This window comes from Stenotrophomonas sp. STEN021 (assembly GCF_056760175.1).
On record NZ_JBRREH010000090.1, the window covers coordinates 1 to 20,893 of the forward strand.

General features: G+C 64.4%; 19 protein-coding genes. 5 read left to right on the forward strand and 14 right to left on the reverse strand.

Annotated elements, in window-relative coordinates; genetic code table 11:
* Positions 1–120 precede the first annotated feature (120 nt).
* The 7 genes from tsaC to ACVOL0_RS16905 form a co-directional block, all read right to left on the reverse strand.
* Positions 121–681 carry an L-threonylcarbamoyladenylate synthase type 1 TsaC gene (tsaC, locus tag ACVOL0_RS16875; protein WP_481550079.1) on the reverse strand — a complete coding sequence of 187 codons (561 nt, stop codon included), beginning with the start codon at positions 679–681 and terminating at the stop codon, positions 121–123.
* Positions 682–909: 228 nt separating this feature from the next.
* Positions 910–3,411: a DNA topoisomerase I gene (locus ACVOL0_RS16880; protein WP_481550080.1), complete on the reverse strand. Its 2,502-nt coding sequence runs from the start codon at positions 3,409–3,411 to the stop codon at positions 910–912.
* Positions 3,412–3,599: 188 nt separating this feature from the next.
* The gene (locus ACVOL0_RS16885) at positions 3,600–4,523 is read right to left on the reverse strand and encodes an RDD family protein (protein WP_481550081.1); all 924 of its coding nucleotides are present in this window, start codon (positions 4,521–4,523) and stop codon (positions 3,600–3,602) included.
* Positions 4,524–4,556: 33 nt separating this feature from the next.
* Positions 4,557–5,291 carry a pilin gene (locus ACVOL0_RS16890; RefSeq protein WP_481550082.1) on the reverse strand — a complete coding sequence of 245 codons (735 nt, stop codon included), beginning with the start codon at positions 5,289–5,291 and terminating at the stop codon, positions 4,557–4,559.
* A 21-nt stretch (positions 5,292–5,312) separates the two neighbouring features.
* A complete protein-coding gene (locus tag ACVOL0_RS16895; RefSeq protein WP_481508841.1) occupies positions 5,313–5,786 on the reverse strand; it encodes a DUF494 family protein in 474 nt (157 codons plus the stop codon).
* Positions 5,787–5,831: 45 nt separating this feature from the next.
* Positions 5,832–6,983: a DNA-processing protein DprA gene (gene dprA, locus ACVOL0_RS16900; protein WP_481550083.1), complete on the reverse strand. Its 1,152-nt coding sequence runs from the start codon at positions 6,981–6,983 to the stop codon at positions 5,832–5,834.
* Positions 6,984–7,061: 78 nt separating this feature from the next.
* Entirely contained in the window at positions 7,062–8,186 is a 1,125-nt protein-coding gene (locus ACVOL0_RS16905; RefSeq protein WP_481550084.1) for a LysM peptidoglycan-binding domain-containing protein, read from the reverse strand.
* Positions 8,187–8,314: 128 nt separating this feature from the next.
* Between ACVOL0_RS16905 and def the strand changes: the two genes are divergently transcribed.
* From def to ACVOL0_RS16925, 4 genes are all read left to right on the forward strand, one after another.
* Positions 8,315–8,830: a peptide deformylase gene (gene def, locus ACVOL0_RS16910; RefSeq protein ID WP_481550085.1), complete on the forward strand. Its 516-nt coding sequence runs from the start codon at positions 8,315–8,317 to the stop codon at positions 8,828–8,830.
* 183 nt (positions 8,831–9,013) lie between these two features.
* Positions 9,014–9,937, forward strand: a complete 924-nt coding sequence (gene fmt / locus ACVOL0_RS16915) for a methionyl-tRNA formyltransferase (protein ID WP_481550086.1) — start codon at positions 9,014–9,016, stop codon at positions 9,935–9,937.
* A gap of 4 nt (positions 9,938–9,941) precedes the next feature.
* Positions 9,942–11,285: a 16S rRNA (cytosine(967)-C(5))-methyltransferase RsmB gene (gene rsmB / locus ACVOL0_RS16920; protein WP_481550087.1), complete on the forward strand. Its 1,344-nt coding sequence runs from the start codon at positions 9,942–9,944 to the stop codon at positions 11,283–11,285.
* 203 nt (positions 11,286–11,488) lie between these two features.
* On the forward strand, positions 11,489–12,256 hold the full coding sequence (locus tag ACVOL0_RS16925; RefSeq protein ID WP_481550088.1) for a glycosyltransferase family 25 protein: 768 nt from the start codon (positions 11,489–11,491) through the stop codon (positions 12,254–12,256).
* 30 nt (positions 12,257–12,286) lie between these two features.
* Here ACVOL0_RS16925 and ACVOL0_RS16930 read toward each other — a convergent pair whose 3' ends face one another.
* The 5 genes from ACVOL0_RS16930 to ACVOL0_RS16950 form a co-directional block, all read right to left on the reverse strand.
* Positions 12,287–13,204, reverse strand: a complete 918-nt coding sequence (locus ACVOL0_RS16930; protein WP_481550089.1) for a glycosyltransferase family 2 protein — start codon at positions 13,202–13,204, stop codon at positions 12,287–12,289.
* The gene (locus ACVOL0_RS16935; protein WP_481508833.1) at positions 13,201–14,148 is read right to left on the reverse strand and encodes a UDP-glucuronic acid decarboxylase family protein; all 948 of its coding nucleotides are present in this window, start codon (positions 14,146–14,148) and stop codon (positions 13,201–13,203) included. The genes ACVOL0_RS16930 and ACVOL0_RS16935 overlap by 4 nt, the downstream gene beginning before the upstream one ends.
* A 113-nt stretch (positions 14,149–14,261) precedes the next feature.
* Complete coding sequence (locus ACVOL0_RS16940; protein ID WP_481550090.1) at positions 14,262–15,176, reverse strand: glycosyltransferase family 2 protein; 915 nt, start codon at positions 15,174–15,176, stop codon at positions 14,262–14,264.
* Entirely contained in the window at positions 15,173–16,462 is a 1,290-nt protein-coding gene (locus ACVOL0_RS16945; protein ID WP_481550091.1) for an O-antigen ligase family protein, read from the reverse strand. Before ACVOL0_RS16945 ends, ACVOL0_RS16940 begins: the two co-directional genes overlap by 4 nt.
* Positions 16,463–16,654: 192 nt before the next feature.
* Positions 16,655–17,476 carry a glycosyltransferase family 2 protein gene (locus ACVOL0_RS16950; protein ID WP_481550092.1) on the reverse strand — a complete coding sequence of 274 codons (822 nt, stop codon included), beginning with the start codon at positions 17,474–17,476 and terminating at the stop codon, positions 16,655–16,657.
* A 102-nt stretch (positions 17,477–17,578) separates the two neighbouring features.
* On the opposite strand from ACVOL0_RS16950, the gene ACVOL0_RS16955 reads away from it, so the two are divergent.
* Complete coding sequence (locus ACVOL0_RS16955; RefSeq protein ID WP_481550093.1) at positions 17,579–18,610, forward strand: CDP-glycerol glycerophosphotransferase family protein; 1,032 nt, start codon at positions 17,579–17,581, stop codon at positions 18,608–18,610.
* A 135-nt stretch (positions 18,611–18,745) separates the two neighbouring features.
* Here the strand turns inward: ACVOL0_RS16955 and ACVOL0_RS16960 are convergent, their stop codons facing one another.
* Positions 18,746–20,239, reverse strand: a complete 1,494-nt coding sequence (locus ACVOL0_RS16960; RefSeq protein WP_481550094.1) for a PH domain-containing protein — start codon at positions 20,237–20,239, stop codon at positions 18,746–18,748.
* A 17-nt stretch (positions 20,240–20,256) separates the two neighbouring features.
* Positions 20,257–20,763, reverse strand: a complete 507-nt coding sequence (locus ACVOL0_RS16965) for a PH domain-containing protein (protein ID WP_481550095.1) — start codon at positions 20,761–20,763, stop codon at positions 20,257–20,259.
* Positions 20,764–20,893 lie beyond the last annotated feature (130 nt).

Sequence of the window (20,893 nt, forward strand, 5' to 3'; positions counted from 1 at the left end):
GGTTTGTTTTTGTGTTTGGGGGGGCCCCCCGTTTTGGGGCCTTGTTTTGGGGGGGGGGGGGGGTTTTTGTTTACGCCCCTGCGGTTCTTGGTTGGGCCCTACAGATGACGCGCTTGGCGCTCAGTCGCGCAGGACTGCGCCGGTGGCGGCTACGCGGATGCGGGTGGGCTGGGCAAGGCCGCCGGTGGCGCCGTCCAGCAGGCCATCCAACAGGGCCAGCAAGGCGGGGTCCAGCTGCTCACGGGAGCGTGCCGGAGGCTCACCGGCGAGGTTGGCACTGGTCGATACCAACGGGCCGCCCCAGGCGTTGCACAGGTCCTGTACCAACGGATGTGCACTGACCCGCACGGCGATGCCAGTGTGCTCGCCGGTGATCCAGCGTGGAGCGCGTGGGCCGGCCGGCACGATCCAGGTGTTGGCGCCGGGCCAGCTGTCCAGCACCGCCTGCCGGCGGTCGTCTGCCAAGGCATCCAGCTGCACCCAACCTTCCAGCTGCGCCGGGCTGGCGGCGATCAGGATCATGCCTTTCTCGACCGGGCGCTGCTTCAGCGCCAGCAGCTTCATCACCGCGGTTTCGTTGGAGGGGTCACAGCCCAGGCCCCAGACCGCTTCGGTCGGGTAGGCGATCACGCCGCCGGCCTTGAGGGCCGGGACGACATTGTGCAGGTCGAGCTCTAGCATGGTCAGCACCGTTGGAGGCCCGCACGCATGGTGGGCGCGGGTCCGCGAAAGGACGCAAAGCAAAGGCCGCCCGATGGGCGGCCTGCTGCGGGTGCTGCCGATTATCCGCTTGTTGGCGGGGGAGGGGAGATGAAAGCAGTAGCAGTGCTGGTTCCCACCCTCGGGAGCAAAGCCTACCCTCATCCGTCCTTCGGCCATCTTCTCCCGGAGGGAGAAGGAAGCGCAGGTTCAGAACGGCGGTGCGTCGTCGGCGGCCGACTTCTTCACTGCCTTCTTGGCAACGGTCTTCTTGGTGGCCTTCTTAGCCGCGGTCTTTTTGGTCGCGGCTTTCTTGGTTGCCGCCTTCTTGGCCGGAGCCTTCTTTGCGGCGGCCTTCTTCGGTGCGGCTTCCTTCTTGACCGTGGTCTTCTTCGCGGCCTTCTTGCCGAAGCCCTTGCGCACCGGCTTGCCGGTCTCGGCCATCAGCTGCTCGACCTCGGCCAGGGTCAGCGAGGCGGGCTCGCGGTCCTTGGGGATCTTGCCGTTCATCTTGCCGTCGCTGATGTAGGGGCCGAAGCGACCGTTCAACACCTGGATGTCCGAACCCTCGAACTCCTTGATGATGCGGTTGCGCGCGATCTCTTCCTTCTCTTCGATCAGGAAGATGGCGCGGGCAAGGTCGATCTTGTAGGGATCGTCTTCCTTGGTCAGCGAGGCATAGGTGCTGCCGCGCTTGGCGAACGGTCCGAAGCGGCCGATGCCGACGGTGACTTCCTCGCCATTGGCGTCGGCACCGAGCTTGCGTGGCATGTCGAACAGTTTCAGTGCTTCGTCCAGTGAGATCGAGTAGATGCTCTGGCCCGGCTGCAGCGAGGCGAACTTGGGCTTCTCTTCGTCTTCGACGGTGCCGATCTGCACCATCGGGCCGAAGCGACCGATACGTGCGGTGACATCCTTGCCGCTGACCGGGTCCGGGCCCAGCACGCGCGCGCTGCCGGCATCGGTGCGGTCCAGTGATTCGCTCTTGTCGGTGACCAGTTCCTTGAACGGGCCCCAGAAGCGCTCCATCAGCGGCACCCATTCTTCTTCGCCACGCGACACCGCATCCAGCTCGTCCTCGAGCTTGGCGGTGAAGTCGTAGTCGACGTACTGGGTGAAGTGGCTGGACAGGAACTTGCTGACCGCGCGGCCGACGTCGGTCGGCTTGAAGCTGCGGCCTTCCATCTCGGTGTACTTGCGGAACAGCAGGGTCTGGATGATCGAGGCGTAGGTGGACGGACGGCCGATGCCGTATTCCTCAAGCGCCTTGACCAGTGCCGCTTCGGTGTAGCGCGGCGGCGGCTGGGTGAAGTGCTGGTCGGCGACGATGCGGTCCAGCGGCACGCGGTCGCCGGGCTTCATCATCGGCAGCTTGCGGCCTTCGTCCTCGTCCTCGGCGCTCTTGCTGTCCTTGCCTTCCTCGTACACGGCGAGGAAGCCGGGCACCACCACGGTGGTGCCGCTGGCGCGGAACACGTGCTCGCTGCCGGCCGACAGGTCGACGCTGACGGTGTTCAAGGTGGCCGGGATCATCTGGCAGGCGACGGCACGCTTCCAGATCAGCTCGTACAGCTTGCGCTCGTCGTCAGTGAGGTACTTGCCCACCTGTGCCGGGGTGCGCAGCGCGGAGGTCGGGCGCACGGCTTCGTGGGCTTCCTGCGCGTTCTTGGATTTGGTGGTGTAGGTGTTGGGCTTGTCCGGCAGCGAACTGATGCCGTAATCGCGGGCAATCACGTCGCGGATCTCGGCCAGCGCATCCTGCGACAGGCTCACCGAGTCGGTACGCATATACGTGATCAGGCCGACCGTGCCCTCATCGCCGATGTTCACGCCTTCATAGAGCTTCTGCGCCACCTGCATGGTCTTGCGGGTGGTGAAGCCGAGCTTGCGCGAGGCTTCCTGCTGCAGCGTGGAGGTGGTGAACGGTGCGGCCGGGCGGCGCTTGCGTTCTTTGCTGGCGACGTCGGTGACGTGCAGCGAGCCCTGCGCGGCCTGCTGGATGCGCAGGCGTGCGGCCTCGGCGGTGTCGCCGTCGGTGACGGTGAACTGCTCGAACTTCTGCCCGTCCAGCTTGATCAGGCGCGCGTTGAAGTGCTGCGAAGGGTGCGCGCAGGCGGCCTCGATGCTCCAGTATTCGCGCGAGATGAAGGCTTCGATCTCTTCCTCGCGCTCGACGATCATGCGCAGGGCCGGGCTCTGCACGCGGCCGGCGGACAGACCACGCTGCACCTTGCGCCACAGCACCGGCGACAGGTTGAAACCGACCAGGTAGTCCAGCGCGCGGCGTGCCTGCTGGGCATCGACCAGGTCCGAGGCGATTTCACGCGGCTGGGCGATCGCCTCCTTGATCGCGCGCGGGGTGATTTCGGTGAACACCACGCGCTGCATCGGCTTGCCGTCGGACAGGCCGCGCTGCTTCAGGATCTCGGCGATATGCCAGCTGATTGCCTCACCCTCGCGATCCGGATCGGTCGCCAGCAGGATGTCATCGGCGCCCTTTGCGGCTTTGGCGATGGCTTCGACGTGCTTCTCGTTCTTTTCGATCAGGTCGTAACGCATGGCGAACCCGTTCTCAGGGTCGACCGCGCCTTCCTTGGGGACCAGATCGCGCACATGCCCATACGAGGCCAGGACCGTGTAGTCCTTGCCGAGGTATTTATTGATCGTCTTGGCCTTGGCCGGCGATTCGACGATGAGCAGGTGCTTGGGCATGTCAGTACATTCTTGGGGCGGAACGCCCGTGTGGGGGCGCTAGGGTGGCTTAAACCGGGACGATAGTGAAGCCGATGTTTGGGTTGTGCATAAGCCGACGCCCGGGTTGCGGCCCGGGCGTTCAGCTTTGTTCCTTATTAGAGGAATCATGCCAGAGGGGGCTGTGTCAAGCAGTCCCCGGCAATTTGTCAGTTGAAGCCTGCTGCGGCAACGCCGATAAGCACGAACAGCCCGATCAGGCAAAGGATGCCCAGGCCGGCCAGCGACAGGATCACGATGGTGACCGTACCCAGCCCTTGCTGCTGCCACTCCGGATGATCGGTGAAGGCGTATTTGTCCACCACCAGGGTGTCGCAGATGATGTCGTGCAGGGCCTGCTTGCGCTCGGTGAAAGCGGCCATCACAAAGCCGATGCACAAGGTGATGCTGCTCAGGAGGTAGGCGAAGAAGCGGCCAATCGCACGGCCCAGGGTCAGGCGCTCGCCGTTGCTGCGGACCACCTTGATGCCCACCGCCATCTTGCCAAGCGTGGCCTGGTACCTGGACGAATGCATCCATGCCGGGTACATCATGTTGGCGGCGAAGATGATCAGGTAGCCGATGCCCAGGGTCAGGAACATGCCGATCGAGCCAGCGGCGGAATTCGAACTGCCCGATATGCCACCGACGATCGCACTGAGGATGCTCAGCGGGATCAGTACAACGTAGGTGAACACGGTCATGATCGTGTAGTCGATGAAGTACGCGGCTACGCGCTTCCAGAAACCGGCCTGCACCACCAGCCCGCCCTGCACGGCAGCGGGGTCGACATCCTGCGGACGGCTGGCCGGCGCGGCGTACGGGGAGTTGGCTTCGGCGGCAGCACGTGCGGCGACGGCTTCGCCGCTTTCAATGGCGGCGTAGTCCTGGCGCAGGTCGATGCCGGTGCTGGCCTGGCTGATCAGCTGCAGTTCGTCGGCGATGGCAGAAAGCGGCTGCCACTGCTGCATGCCTTCACGCCACACCAGGGTGCCCAGGTCGATCTCGCCTGCGCGGAATTTTTCGCGGAGGGCGTCCGCTTCAATCGGACCATGCCGCTCGCGCTGGGCATCAGCGTAGTACCACTGGCTCATCGTTTTCCCCGTAAAAGTTCTGACCGCTACCAATCAGCCACGACAGCTGATTGGCAGGTATTTGTCCTCGACATCGGAACTGCATTCCCAGGTGTCGGCCTGCATATCGTAGTCGAGCCAGATGCTTTTGCCGTCAAGTTGCGCGTGCTTGGGAACATGCAGGCGTGCTTCCAGCCCGCAATGTTCGTTCTCGAAGCGGCCCACATTGATCTCGGCGATGTCGCCATTGGCATAGCTTTGCGGACTGCCGAAGCCTTCGTCGTCATTGATGGGGCAGCGCTGGTTGGCGGCGGCAAACTCTGCTACTTGATGCTTCAGGTCGAGCAGTTGGCCATTGGCCATCGTGACCTTGGAGCGCAGCACATAGCTTTGATAGGCGGGCAGGGCGATGGCGGCCAGGATGCCGATGATGGCAATCAGGATCACCCCGACCACCGCAGCGATGATGCCGGCGATTGCACAGCCGGACAGTCCCTGCCGGGGAGGCGAGACAGGCGTGGTGTGGATGGTTTGCAGCCCCGGGGGCAGTGGTGGCGCGCCTGCTGGCGCTGCCGCGGAGGCTGCCTGCGTCATGTCCAGGCCGAGTTCGCTGGCGAACTCGCGCAGCGGCCGCCAATCGCCGGCGCCTTCGCGCCAGACCAGGGTGCTGCCGTCGATGCGGCTGGACTGGAACAGCTCGACGATGTTTTCGTCGCTGATCGGGCCGCGACGTTCGCGGTTGCCCTCGGCGTAGAACCATTGGCTCACGTAGATATTGTCCTTATGCATCCCTGCACGCCGGTTCTGGGCTTAGTGCAGGGGTTCGGGTTCGTCGACGAACATCTGGGTTTCCATCCAGGCATAGGCAGCTTCTGCGCCGGGTTGGTTGAACAGCACCATCAGTACCACCCACTTCAGGTCGTCCAGGTCCAGTTCGTCCTGGTCCAGGGCCATGGCGCGGTCCAGCACCAGCTCGCGCTGATCGGCATCGAGCACACGTTGCTGTTCCAGGAATAGCAGGAAACCGCGTCCCTCAACGTCCAGCTTGTCCAGCTCGGGGCCGTGGAACACGCGTACCGGCCCGTCAACGCGTGGCTGTGCCACGGCTGGACGTTGTTCGGCCAAGGCATCGAGCCAGTCGAAGGCCTTGTTGATTTCGGCGGGACTAAAACCGGCCTGGATCAGGCCGTTCTGCAGCGAGTCGCGGTCCCTGATGAGATCGGCATCTTCGCTGAAATAGTGTTCAAACAGGTACAACAGGACGTCCAGGATGCTCTCTTTCATTGCCCCTCGGCCTGCGCCATTGGCGCTGTGGAGGTGAAGAAACCTTCAGGTGCGGGTGTAGCGGCCGTGCGCCGACGACACTCTGCCTTCCAATTCCATGAGCAGCAGCATGGAGGACAGGCTGGCGGCCGTCAATCCAGTGCGCTCGATCAGTAAATCCATACCGGTTGGGTCATAACCCAAGGCATCCCACAATCGCTGGTAGTCTGGGTCCGGTGGCGTGACGGCCGGGTGCTGGCCGGACGGTACAGGTGAGGTGGGGGTATGAAGCCGGGTTTGCAAGGCGCAGGCCAGTTTGCCGGCCAGATTGGCCACGCCTTCAAGAATGTCGTCGGCATGTGTCACCAAGGTTGCACCCTCACGTATCAGCCGGTGGCAGCCGCGTGCCATAGGGTTGTGGATGGAGCCGGGCACGGCAAAGATCTCACGGCCGGCCTCGCTGGCCAGGCGGGCAGTGATCAGCGCGCCCGAGCGTTCAGCAGCCTCGATCACCACGGTGCCCAGTGCCAGCGCAGCCAACAGGCGGTTGCGGGCGGGGAACTGACCGCTGCGCGGCGCTGTGCCTGGCGGGTATTCGCTGACTACCGCGCCTTCGGCGGCGATCTGTGCCTGCAGTTGGCGATGGTGGCGCGGATAGGCCAGGTCCGGCCCTGTGCCTATCACCGCATAGGTACTGCCCTTGCAGGCCAACGCGGCCCGGTGCGCGGCAGCATCGATGCCGGCGGCCAGGCCGCTGGCGATGGTCAGGCCGTGACCGGCCAGTGCGCTGGCAACGTCGCGGGCGATATCGCGGCCGCCAGCGCTGGGCATGCGGCTGCCGACGATGGCGATGGCCGGCTGCCACAGGCGCGCCGGGTCGCCGGCAACGAACAGTGCCAGCGGTGGGTTGGGGCTGTCGCGCAACAGTGGTGGGTAGTCCGGATCGCCCCAGCCGAGCAGGTGATGGCTGTCGGCTTCCAACCAGGTGACGGCGCGCGTCCAGCTGCCTGCATCCGGCTTTGCCAATGCCTGACGTTGCGCAGGCGTACAGCCCACTGCTTGCCAGCCGCTGGGGCCGGCGGCCAAGGCGTTCGCGCTGCTGCCATGTTGATCGAGCAGGCAACGCAGTGTCTGTAGCGGTCCACCAGCCAGCGCCAGGGCCAGCAGGGCGGGGCAACAGGGTGGGGAGGGTAGATTGGTGAAGGCTGATCGAGGCATGGCCCAGCCTGCCGCCACAAACAACAACGGCGCACTCGGGCGCCGTTGTCCTGCATCGTAAGGCTAGACCGCAGGCGCTTACTGGGCGTCCGGGTGCTTCAGCTCATAGCCAACGTGGGTCGGCTTGGTGCCTTCCATGATCAAGGCATAGCTGACCTTGTCGAAGGTGCGGAACACCATGGCATGGGCTGCGTATTCGTCAGGCAGGCTGACCCGGCCGGCGCCGGTCTTCAGTGCATCATCCATGCGCGAAGAGCCCGGGTACTGCATGCGGTGGGCGACATGGCTGCCGCTGCGCCAGATCGAGAACACGGTGCCGTTGTTGATGCCCTCGCGTGCGCCGCCGGAGATGGCGATCACATCGCGCGGGCCACCACTGGTGAAGGTGTCGGTCACTGCAAGCACGCGCAGCTGACCCGGTGCCGGGGCGTTGGCCGGGGCGTGCGGGATGAACTGCAGGTCGTACGGGTTGAGCTGCACCGGTACCAGGCGGTCGCCTGCGCGCACCTCGCTGCCACTGGCTTCCAGTTGCAGGGTAGAGGCTTCGACGTTGCCGCTGGCGACCTGGGTAAGCGTGCCGATATTGACCTGGGCCAGTTCATAGCCGAGGAATTCATTGCGGTCATTGGTCGCAACGAAGTTCTTCCACAGATTGCCACTGCCCGGAGTGGTATCACCGTTGGGGTTCAGGTCTTCGGTGGGTTTGGGCTGGGCAAAGCGCACGGTGGGCCGGACCACCATGTAGCGCTGACCAGTCTGAGCGCCATCCAGGCCGCGGATATAGGCCTTCTGCCCGGCGCTGGCGCGCAGGCGGTTGTCTTCCAGGCCGACCACATAGGGCAGGTCCTCGAAGCTGTCCACCACGTTCAGGTTCTTGAGGAAGGGCTCAACGTCCGCCAGCGGTACGCCGGTGATCGGAGCTTCCTGGCGCGGGCCGGGCTGGGCCGTCACGCGGTCCAGATAGGCCAGGCTCAGAACGTCGCCCGGATAGATCAGGTGCGGATTCTTGACCTGCGGGTTGGCCTGCCAGATTTCCGGCCAAAGCCACGGCTTCTTCAGGAAACGTGCCGATATGTCCCACAAAGTATCGCCCTTGCGCACCACGTAGGTGTCAGGGTGAGTGCCGTTCATTTCGACGGCCACGGCATAGGTCGTGACGGTCAGCATCGCCACGGCGGCGACCGTACGTAATTGTTTCAACATGGTTGCGATCTGCCTGATTCCCCAACAGGTTGTCGCACTATATTGCAGAAACGGGCGCGCCGGGCAAGCGCAAGCGGTAGAATTGGGACATCTTGCCGAAATAAGCGGCATCCCAGATTGGTATCGCCATGGCCCTCCTGCCCATTCTTGAGTTCCCAGACCCGCGCCTGCGCACCAAGGCGGCCCTTGTCGAGGCTGCCGAAGTGACTACGCCGGCCTTCCAGCAGTTGATCGACGACATGCTGCAGACCATGTACGACGCTCCCGGCATCGGCTTGGCCGCCAGCCAGGTGGACGTCCATAAGCGCTTCATGGTCATCGACGTCAGCGAAGAGCACAACGCGCCGCAGGTATTCATCAACCCGCAGATCGTCAGCGCCAGCGAAGGCGGCCGCGTCTACCAGGAAGGCTGCCTGTCGGTGCCGGGCATCTATGCCGATGTCACCCGCGCCGATTCCATCGTGGTGCGCTTCCTCGACCGTGAGGGCAAGCCGCAGGAACTGGCTGCCGACGACCTGCTGGCCACCTGCATCCAGCACGAGATGGATCACCTGGACGGCAAACTGTTCATCGATTATCTGTCGCCGCTCAAGCGCGAGATGGTGCGCAAGAAGCTGGCCAAGTCGCGCAAGCACGTCGCTTGAGTGCAGGGATCGGGGAGATCGGGATTGGAGACTGGTAAAGGCGTGCATTGCTGCGTCTTTTGCAGTTCTGGCGTTCCGTCCTGTAGCCCTGGCCCGCATGCTGTTTTTTTTTGATTCGCGATTGGCAACAGCCGCTGCGCTGCTTTTGCCAATTCCGAATCCCGAATCCCGAATCCCCGCCCAATGAAAATCATCTTCGCCGGTACGCCGGAATTCGCCGTCGCCTCGCTGGCTGCCGCTGCGCGCCAGCATGAAGTGGTGGCGGTCTACACCCAGCCGGACCGTCCGGCAGGTCGTGGTCGTGGCTTGATGCCCTCGCCGGTGAAGCTGGATGCGATCGCGCGTGGCATCCCGGTGTTCCAGCCGGAGAGTTTGAAGACGCCCGAGGCCCAGCAGCAGTTGCGCGATCTGCAGCCGGATCTGATGATCGTGGTGGCCTATGGCCTGATCCTGCCCAAGGCCGTGTTGGCCATCCCGACCCACGGCTGCTGGAACGTGCACGCGTCGCTGCTGCCGCGCTGGCGTGGTGCCGCGCCGATCCAGCGCGCGATCGAGGCTGGCGATGCTGAAACCGGCGTTTGCCTGATGCAGATGGAAGCGGGGCTGGATACCGGCCCGGTGCTGCTGCGTCAGCACACCCCGATCAGCGATACCGATACCGGCGGTCAGTTGCATGATCGTCTGGCGCAGATGGGCGCGCAGGTGCTCTCCGATGGTCTGGGACTGTTGCGCGCGGGGCTCAAGCCGGTGCCGCAGCGCCAGCCGGAAGTCGGCGTCACCTACGCGCACAAGCTGGACAAGGCCGAGGCCAAGCTCGATTGGGCCGAGCCGGCGGTTGCACTGGCGCGCCGCGTGCGCGCCTTCAATCCCTGGCCGGTGGCCGAGGCCATGTTGGCCGGTGAGCGTGTGCGCATCCACGGCGCTGTTGCCCTTGATGACAATCGAGGCCAAGCACCTGGTGCGGTGATCGGCGCTGCCCGCGAAGGCATCGATATCGCCTGCGGGCAGGGCGCGCTGCGCCTGCGCGTGGTGCAGCGCGAAGGTGGCAAAGCGATCACTGCTGCCGATTATCTGAACGCACGCCGCGATCTGCGGATCGAGGGTTGAGCGAATGACGGCTGCTACTTCCTCGCCGTGGGGTAAATCCGCGGCGGCACAGCCCGGTGTGCAGACCCGTGCGCTGGCGGCCAAGGTACTGGCGGCGGTGATCGGCAAGGGGCGCTCGCTGAAAGCGGAGCTTGGCGCGGCGCTGCCCAAGCTTGACGACAGCCGCGACCGCGCCCTGTTGGAAGCGATATGTTTTGCCGCTCTGCGCCGCCGCGCGGTCTACGAGCAGGCGCTGCGTCAATGGCTGCAGAAGCCATTGGGGGCACGCGACAGTGATCTGCGTGCGCTGCTGATGGCCGGCTTCGCCCAACTGGATGTGTTGCAGCTGCCAGCCCATGCCGCGCTGTCAGCGACGGTGGAAGCGGCGCGCGCGCTCGGCCGCGAGCGGCAGGCTGGCATGGTCAACGCCTTGTTGCGTCGTGCCCAGCGCGAAGGTTTTGCAGAAGCGAATGCCGAAGATGCATGGCCGCAGTGGTTGCTGGTCCAGGTGCGGCGCGACTGGCCGGAGCAGGCCGCGGAAATCATCGCGCAGAGTTTGCAGCCTGCACCGATGTGGCTGCGGGTGAATCGCCAGCAGCATTCGCGCGAGGCGTACCTGGGATTGTTGGCTGAAGCGGGCATCGAAGCGGTCGCGGAGTCCCTGTCTGCCGACGCGGTGCGTCTGCCAGTCGCGATGCCGGTGAGCAGCTTGCCCGGCTTCGCGCAGGGGGCTGTGTCGGTGCAGGATCTATCGGCACAGCAGGTGGCCGATGCGTTGCAGGCACCGCTCGGTGCGCGGGTGCTGGACGCCTGCGCTGCGCCGGGCGGCAAGTCGGCGCATCTGCTGGAACGTGACCCGTCCTTGCAGTTGCTCGCCCTGGACGTCGATGCGCGGCGTCTGCAGCGTATCCGTGAAACCTTTGCGCGTACCGGCGTAGGCGCAGAAGCGCAGGTGTTGGCGGTGGATGCCAGCGATACCGCCGCCTGGTGGGATGGCAAGCCGTTTGACGCGGTGCTGCTGGACGCGCCTTGCTCGGCCACGGGCATCATCCGGCGTCAACCCGATGTGCTGTTGCACCGCCGTGCCGAAGACATCACCGCGTTGGCGGCCTTGCAGGCGCGCTTGCTGGATGCCTTGTGGACGGTGCTGCGCCCGGGAGGCGTCTTGCTGTATTCGACCTGTTCGATTCTGCGACAGGAGAATGGTCGGCAGGTCGCAGCCTTCCTGTCCCGTACCCCCGATGCACGCCTGCAGGCGTTGCCGGAAGCCTTTGGCCATGAAGACGCGGGCAATCGCCAGCGCTTGCCGGGCGAGCAGGATGGGGATGGCTTCTTCTATGCGCGGTTGGTGAAAGCGGCGCAGGACTGAGCGGACGTTCTTCGTTCCTTGGATTACGCTGGCGGCGGGGTTGTCGACTAAATCAGGCGCCTGCCACGCGTTGCTGGCGGGCGCCATTGCAGGCAGGCAGGCCATTGCTGATCGGTTACTATCATGATTCGCTGTTGTATCCAGGATGGCTCCCGGAATAAAGGGGAGCCCGTGTGGATTCTTTTCCAGGATTGCTTCACGCAATGACTCGGCCCTCTGCTGATTTGCCCCTGTATGTCATCAACCTGCCGGCCTCGGCGGATCGTCGTGCCTCGATCCAGCGGCAGGCAGCAGCCTTGGGCATCGAGGTGACGATGTGGGAAGCGGTCAATGGCAGCATTCCGCATCCCTTGTTCACCAAGGTCGATGAGAAGCGGCGTCTGGCCTGCAAGGGCCGCCCTTTCCGTCCTGGCGAAATAGGCTGCTGGGCCAGCCACTATCTGTTGTGGCAGCAGTGCGTGGACAGCGGTCGGCCGATGATCGTGTTTGAAGACGACATCACCATCGATCCGCGCTTCCTGGACGTATTGCGTGACCTGCCGTCATTGCCGGAGTCGGTGGGCTACTTCCGCCTGCATGCAGCAGACCGCCCCAGCTCGGCGTGGGTGAGGTTCGGTGATTTCGTCCTGCACCGCTACTGGCGTAGCCCCTTGTGTGCGTTTGGCTACTATCTGGCGCCAGAGGCGGCGGCGAAATTCCTGCGTCATGCCGAGCACTGGGTGCTGCCGGTAGATGACTATATGGATCTTGCCTGGCTGCACGGGGTGGAATGCCTTGGCCTCAAGCCAGGGGTGGTGCGCAGTGGTGATCTGTTCGCTTCGGTGATCCAGGCCGGGCGCAAGGCCAAGCCCAGCGTTGGGCCGCTGGGTTGGCTGAGCCGTGAGGCTTACCGTGCCGGTTTGAGCCTGCGTTGGTTTGCCTACAACCTCGCCTCGCGGCTGCGCGGGCGCACACCCGCAAGCAACGGTTGATACGTAGACAGGCTGCAATGGCGCCGCTGTTCAGCGGCGGCGTGACTGGCGTCCAGACAGGATGCTGATGGCTCTTTCATAGCGCTTCCACCAGGGGGCATCGCCGCGCAGCGCGATGCTGGCGTAGCGATGTCGCTCTTTGCGACTGGGCTGGGGCTTGGTGCGGTACTCCTGTTTGCCCAGGCTGCAGCAGCCATCGTCCAGGCCACTGCGTGCTGCGTACACACGGACAATGCCGTAGTTGCGCAGCCCGTTGCGGTACAGGCTGGTTGGCTCACGGCGGGTTGCCCACCAGCCATTGCTGCCGTGGGTGCGGTATTCCACGCAGGCGGTGGGCAGGTAGTACTTGCGGGCGCCGAGGATGCTGGCACCGTGCACCACGCAGGCATCAGCGCACAGTTTCCACTGGCGACGGAAGCTGTGCGGCAGGTCGAGAACGTTCTCCGCCCAGGCTCGGCGCAGGCTCAGGGCCGAGGTGGGGGCGCCATACCAGGGCACCAGGAAGTAGGTGCTTATTGCGGTATAGCCCAGGTCGATGGGCTGCTGGCTGTCTTCGTAACGGATGTCCAGGTTGTCGATGCCGAAGGTCTGCAGGTCACTGAAGACGAAGTCGATATCGCGGCGGGCGTCATACACCGCGCCGATCTTTTCCAGGTATTCGGGCTTCCAGCGGTCATCGGCGTCCAGGAAGCAGATCACATCCGCGTTGGCAGCGGCCACGCCGCGTTGAAACGCGGCCAACTGGCCTTCGTTCTCGCCAAACAACAGCGTCACCCGGGCATCGTCGCCGTAGCGCTGGCGCAGCAGTTCCGGTGAGCCGTCGGTTGAGCCGTCGTCCACCACCAGGATCTGTGCGGCCGCGCGGGTCTGGGCCAGCGCGCTATCGATTGTCTCGCAGACGAACTTGGCGTAGTTGTAGTTGGTGATGACGACGGCGAAGGTGGTCACGCCTGATCCTCTGCCAACAGCTTGCGGAAGTAGGCGATGGTTTCCTTCAGGCCGTCTTCCAATGCGACCTTGGGTTCCCAGCCCAGTTTTTCACGGGCCAGGGAGATGTCCGGCTGGCGTTGGCGCGGGTCATCCGAGGGCAATGGGCGATACACCAGGCGAGAGCGACCGCCGACCAGCCGCAGGACCATTTCGGCCAACTCCAGCATGGTGAACTCGCCGGGATTGCCGATGTTGATCGGACCGGTAAAGCCACGCTCGGTGTCCATGGTCCGCAGCATCGCTTCGATCAGATCATCCACATAACAGAAGCTGCGGGTCTGGCTGCCATCACCGAAAATGGTGATGTCTTCGCCGCGCAGGGCCTGCACGATGAAGTTGCTCACCACGCGGCCATCATTGGGATGCATGCGCGGGCCGTAGGTGTTGAAGATGCGCACGACCTTGATGTCCAGCGCGTGCTGGCGGTGGTAGTCGAAGAACAAGGTTTCGGCGCAGCGCTTGCCTTCGTCATAGCAGCTGCGGATCCCGATCGGGTTGACCCGGCCCCAGTAGCCTTCCTGCTGGGGGTGTACTTCCGGGTCGCCATACACCTCGCTGGTGGACGCCTGCAGGATGCGTGCGTTCACGCGCTTGGCCAGGCCCAGCATGTTGATCGCACCATGCACCGAGGTCTTGGTGGTCTGTACCGGATCGTGCTGGTAGTGCACGGGAGAGGCCGGGCAGGCCAGGTTGAAGATGCGTTGCACTTCCACATACAGCGGGAAGGTGACGTCGTGCCGCATCAGTTCGAAATTGGGCAGGTTCAGCAGGTGCGCGATATTGCGCTTGCTACCGGTGAAGTAGTTGTCCACGCACAGGACATCATGCCCTTGCTGGATCAGCCGATCGCATAAATGGGAACCAAGAAACCCCGCACCACCTGTGACCAGGACGCGTTGCATGAAAAACTCTCGTTAGGAAAGGGTAGGCGGGCATGGGCATCTGGGCCCGGCTGGCGAAGCCATTCTGCCACGATCTGTGCCCTTGGTTGGGGTGTGCTGGTGAGAAAAAGGTGCTAGCCGTCGGTGGACATCGTCGCGGGCTTGCCGCGCCCTGGCACCAGGTCCAGTCCCAAGGCGGCGGAGAACGCCGCCGCTCCCCATGCGGCCCACTTGATTACATCGCGCCGACGCAGCAACAGGCTGTATACCATCACTGCCGGCAGCGTGGCGGCCATCAGCTTGGTCAAGTGCACGCGCCCCGCGGCGTTACCCATGTAACGGCGGATTGCGATCTGACGCGAGCGTGCGTAATGGAAGCGCTTGATGAAATCGGTACGCATGCTGGGGGCGGAGGAGGCGCCGCCCTTGTGGAAGGCGCGCGCAGCTGGTTGCAGCAGGCATTGATGGCCGGCCTGGGCCATCCGCAGGCACAGGTCGTCGTCTTCGTAGTAGAGGAAGAAGACTTCGTCAAAGCCGCCGATCTCGCGGAACGCGCTGGTTCGCAGCAGCTGGCAGCAGCCGTGGATCCATTCGGCGGCGGTGACCTCGTCCGGCACCGTGCAGGAGCTGTCCGCGCCGGGTCTGAAGAAGGCCTGGCGATGCGATATCTGGGGAACCGTTTCGCTGCGCCAGTTCTGAGGGCCGATCACGCCGGCCTGGGGGTGCTGCTGCATGCAGTCCAGCAGGCACTGCAGGTCATCCGCAGCGATGAAGCAATCGGGATTGAGCAGCAATGCGAACGGCGTCTGCACCGCCGCCATTGCCTGGTTGTTGGCGGCACCATAACCGGCGTTGCTGCTGCGGCTGATCACGCGCGCGTGCGGGATCTGCAGTGTGATGCGTGCGGCACTGTCATCATTGCTGCCATTGTCGATGATGATGACATGCGGGAACGCAGCCAGCGTGTTGGCCATCGCCTCCACCAGAGTCGAGCTGTTGTAGGTGACGCAGACAATGGTCACCTCATCAAACGACAGGTTGGGCTTCATGACGTGGATTTGCGCTCTCTGGCCAGGCCGTACCAGGGGAAGTTGCCCATCGGGATGCAGGCCATCAACAGGATGAAGACATGGCGATGGGTGAAGTTGCTCCAGAGCCCATTTGCCAGGCCGGCGGCGACATAGATGATCAGGATGCTGACAAAGATACCCTTTTGCGGATCAGGTAGCCTGCTCGCGTGGGCTGCGAAAGCCAGCAGCAAAGCGGCAAAAAGCACCAGCCCCACCACGCCTTCCTCGGCCAGGACCAGCAGTGCTTCCTGGTGGGGGTGGCCGGTGATGAACGGTTCCGAGTCGGGGATGCCGCGCATCTGCTCCAGGTAGAGGGGTTCCCACTGGTTCAGGCCATGCCCGAAAACCGGAGCGTCGGCGATCATCGGCAGGGTTTGCTGCCATAGCCACAGGCGGATCCCGCTGGAAGTGGCTTCCTGGCTGACCAGGTAGCCATCAACTTCTTCGGTGATGGAGTTGAGCATGCGCTCGCGGATGCTGGGTGTCGACCACAGCGCGGAGATGGTGGCAACCGCCAGCACTGTGCTGACGATCAGCGTGCGCCACCCGTTGAGCCGGTGGGAGACCAGGCGGTAGATCCAGTAGCCCAGCAGCGGCAGCAGCACGATGTATGTGGTCCTGCTTTGGATCAGCAGGACCACATTGCACAGCACCACCGCAGCCCCGGCCAGTGCGGCGATGCGCCAGCGCCGATCAGGGCCGTTCAGGCCAATAGCCACCAACATCGACATCAGGATCAGGCTGGCCAGCCCTTGCTGGGTGTATTCCTTGAAGACGGTGTTGCGCATCGAGGGCTGGATTTCAGCCACGGCGCGCTGCGGCACCACGCCAAACTGCATCAGATAGGAGATCACCACTACCAGCCCGGCCGCTGCTGCGAATGCCGCAAGCGCGCGCCAGCGCCAGCGCGAGTCGCGCAGCAGGCTGGCGATCAGTGCCGGGTATATGCAGCCCCACATGGCAGCATCACCAAAGGCCGGGTCGCCGCGACCGATCCATGCGTGCAGCGCACTGGCGAACAGCACGCCGAGCCAGACCAGGAAGCCGATGACCACTGGCTCGCGCAATGCTGCGCGCCATCGTGCCAGCACATCCGCGCCGACGAGGGAGCACAGCAGGCTCAGCCCGATCAGGATGTTGGTGGCGGGCTTGTTGATGGGGGCGGCAAACAGCGTGAGTACCGCACACCACTGCCCAATCGTCAGCAACCGGGCGCGGAACCCGGGCAGCAGCGGGGGGGATTGGACCGAAGACAAATGATTCACGTGAGGATCACACCGGTTGGGCGTGGAGACGCCGCTGGGAAGGTGGCAGTGACAGCCGGGTGGCCACCAGATAACCAGTCTGGATCTCAGTCGGTAGAACGCATGATTCTAGCGGCGTCAACCTGCATCTTCAACGAACAGGAAGGCATGAACAGCTCATCTGCTGGGCCAGGTTCAGAAAGTCCACGTGGCTTATGGATCGGCTGCTGCCGGCGGGTTTACCAGCGGCTGCCCGTTCTGCAGCAACCACAGCATGATGGTCTTCTGGCGCACGTAGTTGGCGCTGACGAAGGCTTCGATCAAGCCCGGCCAACCATCCAGGAAGCCGCGCTTGAGCACGTAGCTGCGGATGAAGCGCCAGCTCGGGGCGATGATCAGCTTGCCCAGGCTGGCGTGCTTGCCCTTGGCGAACTCATGCTCGGCCATCATTCGCGCGTATTTCTGCTTCTTGTCCAGCAGTTGCAGGAAGCTGCGGTAGGGGTGGTGCAGCAGGTCACCCTTGAGCAGGGCGGCCGGGCCGTCCAGGGTGACGGCTTCGTGGATCTCACGATCGCCGCGCCAGCCGCCGTGGCGGCGGTCGAACAGGCGCAGCACCCGGTCCGGATAGGCGGTGCCATGGCGCAGGAAACGGCCGAAGTACTCCGAGCAGCGCGCGAAACGGTAGCCGACGGCGCGCTTGAAGCCGGCGTCACGTTCGGCCTCGATGGCCGCGCGCAGTTCCGGGTTGACCCGCTCATCTGCGTCCAGGCACAACACCCAGTCGTGGCTGGCCTGCTCCACGCAGAACGCCTTCTGGCTGCGGAAGCCGGTGAACGCACGTTGCACCACGCGGGCGCCAGCGGCTTCGGCCACGGCGACGGTGGCGTCGCTGGAGAAGGAGTCGACCACCACGATCTCGTCGCAGAACGCCAGCGAGGCCAGGCAGTCGCCAATGCGGTCGGCTTCGTTGAAGGCGATGATGCAGGCCGACAGGCGCGGGCGCTGGATGGGCAGGGCGGTGCTTGGGCTGGGCATGCGGGGTCTGGCACGGGGGATCGGGCCAAAGCGTAGCAGCGACGGCTTCCACTGGCGATGCGATAATTTCGGCATATCCGGGATATTCAGGAGTTCCCCACCGTGCCACGCCACTATCTGCTGTACGGGTCCGAGCGCTATGCGCTGGCCATCCTCCGCCCGCTGCAGGCGGCGATCCGCGCACGTGGCGATGAGGCGGCATGGTTTTTCGATGGCCCGGGCGCCAGTGACCTGACCGCTGACGAGACCTTGTTGACGGTAGAGCAGGTGCGTGCGTGGAACCCCTGTGCGGTGATCACCTCCTCCAACGCGGTGCCGCACTTCTTCCCCGGGGTGAAGGTCGAGACCTTCCATGGCTTTGACGCCGGCAAGCCGCGCCACATCTATATCCGTGGCTTCTTCGACCTGTATTGCACCACCGGCCCACGCGATACCGCCGCGTTCTCGGAGCTGGCACAAAAGACCGGACATTTTTCGGTGGTGGAAACCGGCTTCCCCAAGATCGATCCGTTCATGAGCCAGCTCAAGGACGAGCCCGATCCCGTGCGCGAGCCGCCGGTGATCCTGTACCACTCCACCTTCTCGCCGTCCTGGAGCGCCGCCGGCATCCTTTACGACGAGATCAAGCGGCTGTCGCAGACTGGCGAATGGCGCTGGATCGTCACTTTCCATCCGAAGATGGACCCGGAAATCACCGCCAAGTACCGCGCGCTGGAAGGCCCGTATCTGCGGTTCGCAGACGACGACAACATCCTGGACCTGTTCCCGCAGGTGGACATGATGTGCTCGGACACGTCCTCGGCACTCAATGAGTTCCTGCTGACCTACAAGCCGGTGGTGACCTTCAAGAACCGCCGCCCGGGACCGCAGCTGCTGGATATCGACGACCCGGCGCAGTTCGAGGGTGCGATCCGTACCGCCTTGTCGCGGCCGCCGGAGTTGATGGACGCGGTGCGCCAGTTTGCCGATCAGCTGCACCCTTACCGCGATGGCCAGTCCAGCGAGCGCATCCTGCAGGCCATCGACGACTTCATCGCCAAGGGCGGGCGCAACCGCAAGCCCAAGCCGCGCAACTGGTGGCGCAAGCTCAAGCTGCGCAAGCGGATTGGTTATTGGGGCCCTGCGCGGGTTTAGTCGGGGAAGCTTTCCCCCTCTCCCGCCCCTTCGGGGCACCCTCTCCCGCAAGGGGAGAGGGGAGAAGCTGCAATTGCTGGCAATGCGTCAACTCGCAGTGGCCTCTCCCTCTCCCCTTGCGGGAGAGGGGGCGCCTCACCAGCTCAACTTGCGCCGCACCATCTCCCGCTCCAGCTGCGCCATCAGCGCACGCGCCTGCGCTTCCTCAAGAAAACGCAGCTGCAAAGCGGGCGAACCACCTGCACCTGCGGTATCCAGCGTCAGTGTCGCGGTACCGAATCGCCGGTCCAGCGGTGAGCGATCCAGCCTCAGGGCCTGCAACTTGTCCAGCTCGGCGACCCGCCACCAGCGGTTCCACCAGCCGCCACGAATGGCCACGCGCTGCGCGTCGATGTTGTAGCCGATGCGGCTTACCTGGCGATGCGCCTTCAGCGCCGACCATGGCAGCCAGAGCAGCGGCAGCAGACCCCATGCACTGCCGGTTTCGGATGCCAGCAGTGCAGACAGCAGACTCATCAACAGCAGCGCCGGCAGGCACAGCCGCCACCAGCCCCGTGTACTTACCGGTAGCCATTGGGTGGGTGGCCACTGCAGCTGCGGCAGCAGGTGCTGCAGCAGGCCGTCGCAAGTGTCCGGCGTTGCAAGTGGTGCCAGTTCCTTCAGTGCGCGCCCGTCCTGTTCCTGTTGCTGGCCGCCACTGGCGATATCCACCCGCAGCTGGCGGCGCTTTAACAACCGATGTAGCGCACCTTCGCGCAGGGTCCAGGCCTGGATGCGACGGCGTGCCACGCTGCTGCGCACGCGGGTGAACAGGCCGCGTTCGACGGTAAGACGGCGGTCGGCCTCGCTCAGGCGGAAACCGTAGTACTGCACGATAGCCAAGCCCACGGATAGCAGCCGCATCAGGACCAGCGCGAAGGCGAGCAGCAGGATGCCGGTGGCGACCATGGTCAGCGTGCCCAGCTGCAGCTGGCTGGCATAGCCGAAGGCGTGGCGGCCCTGTTCTTCGATGAAATCGGAGGTGGTCCGGCGCGGGAACAGTTGGTAGGTCGCACCGATTGCTGCCGCCACAACGACCATTGCGCGGTTGGAAATAAGCCCCTGCCGCACCAGTTCGGACAGCGGCAGGCTCAGCAATACACCATCGGTGGGAGTGTCAGCTTGATCGCCGGTTATCGCTGCTTCGCAGCCGCCCTGGCGGATCAGTCGCTCCAGCTCCAGCGCCTGCGCCAGTTTGAGCACGCGCATTTCCGCTTCGGGCTTGTCGCCACCAGCCGATTCCAGTCGCAGCTCGGCCACGCCGAACATGCGGTGCAACAGGTTCTGGTGCACGACCACGTTGTGGATGCGTGCGAACGGGATCTCGCGACGGGTGCGCTCGAAGATGCCGCTGCGGATGCTCAGCGCATCGTTGCCGATGCGATAGCGGTAACTCAGGTATTGCAGCACCGCGCTGGCGACCAGTGCCACCACGATCGCGCCACTGATCCAGTGGTGGTAAGGCAGGTCGTCATCGCGCCGGCTGCCGAACACCAGCAAGGCAACCAGCGGCAGCAGGAACTGCTGCACCTGCTGCTGCAGGGCGAACAGCCACGACCACGGATGCAGCCGTTGTTCGTCGCTGGGCACGGGGGGCGGGAGTTCGCTCACAGCGCGTCGTCGTGGTCGAGCTGCCGCGCCAGGCGATCACGCAGGCGTTCGGCATCGGCGTGTGCCAGTCCGGCCACGGCGACGGTGTTCATGCGGGTGCCGGCGGTATGCACGATCAGGGTCGCCAGCCCGGCCATGCGTTCCAGCGGTCCGCGGCGCAGGTCCAGGTGCTGCACGCGCGATACCGGCACGTGGCTTTCGCTCTGCCACATATGGCCACGGCGTACACCCAGCGATTGCGCGTCCAGCCGCCAGAAGGTGAGCCGATGCCGGCGCCAGCCGAACCATGCGCCAAGCAGTGCGCCCGCTGCAGCTGCAGCCAGGGGAATCAGCAACCAGCTCGATTGGTCGGTAGCCAACACCAGTACCACACAGGCCGCGCCGAACAGCAGGGCCATGCTCAGTGCCGAACCGGCGGCGGCGAACAGCGCGCCGCGCGGTGGCAGCGGTTGCCATTGGATGTCGTCCGGCAGCGGCGTATCGAAGGCAGGAGGTTCAGTCATGCGCAGACGATATAACGGCAGGGCCGTACAACGGTAGGTGCGATGCCGATGGCTGTTGTAGGAGCGGCGTCAGCCGCGAAGCTGGCGAGGCTGCAGGCCGCCGAAAGGCCTGCATTCGCAGTTTCAAGGA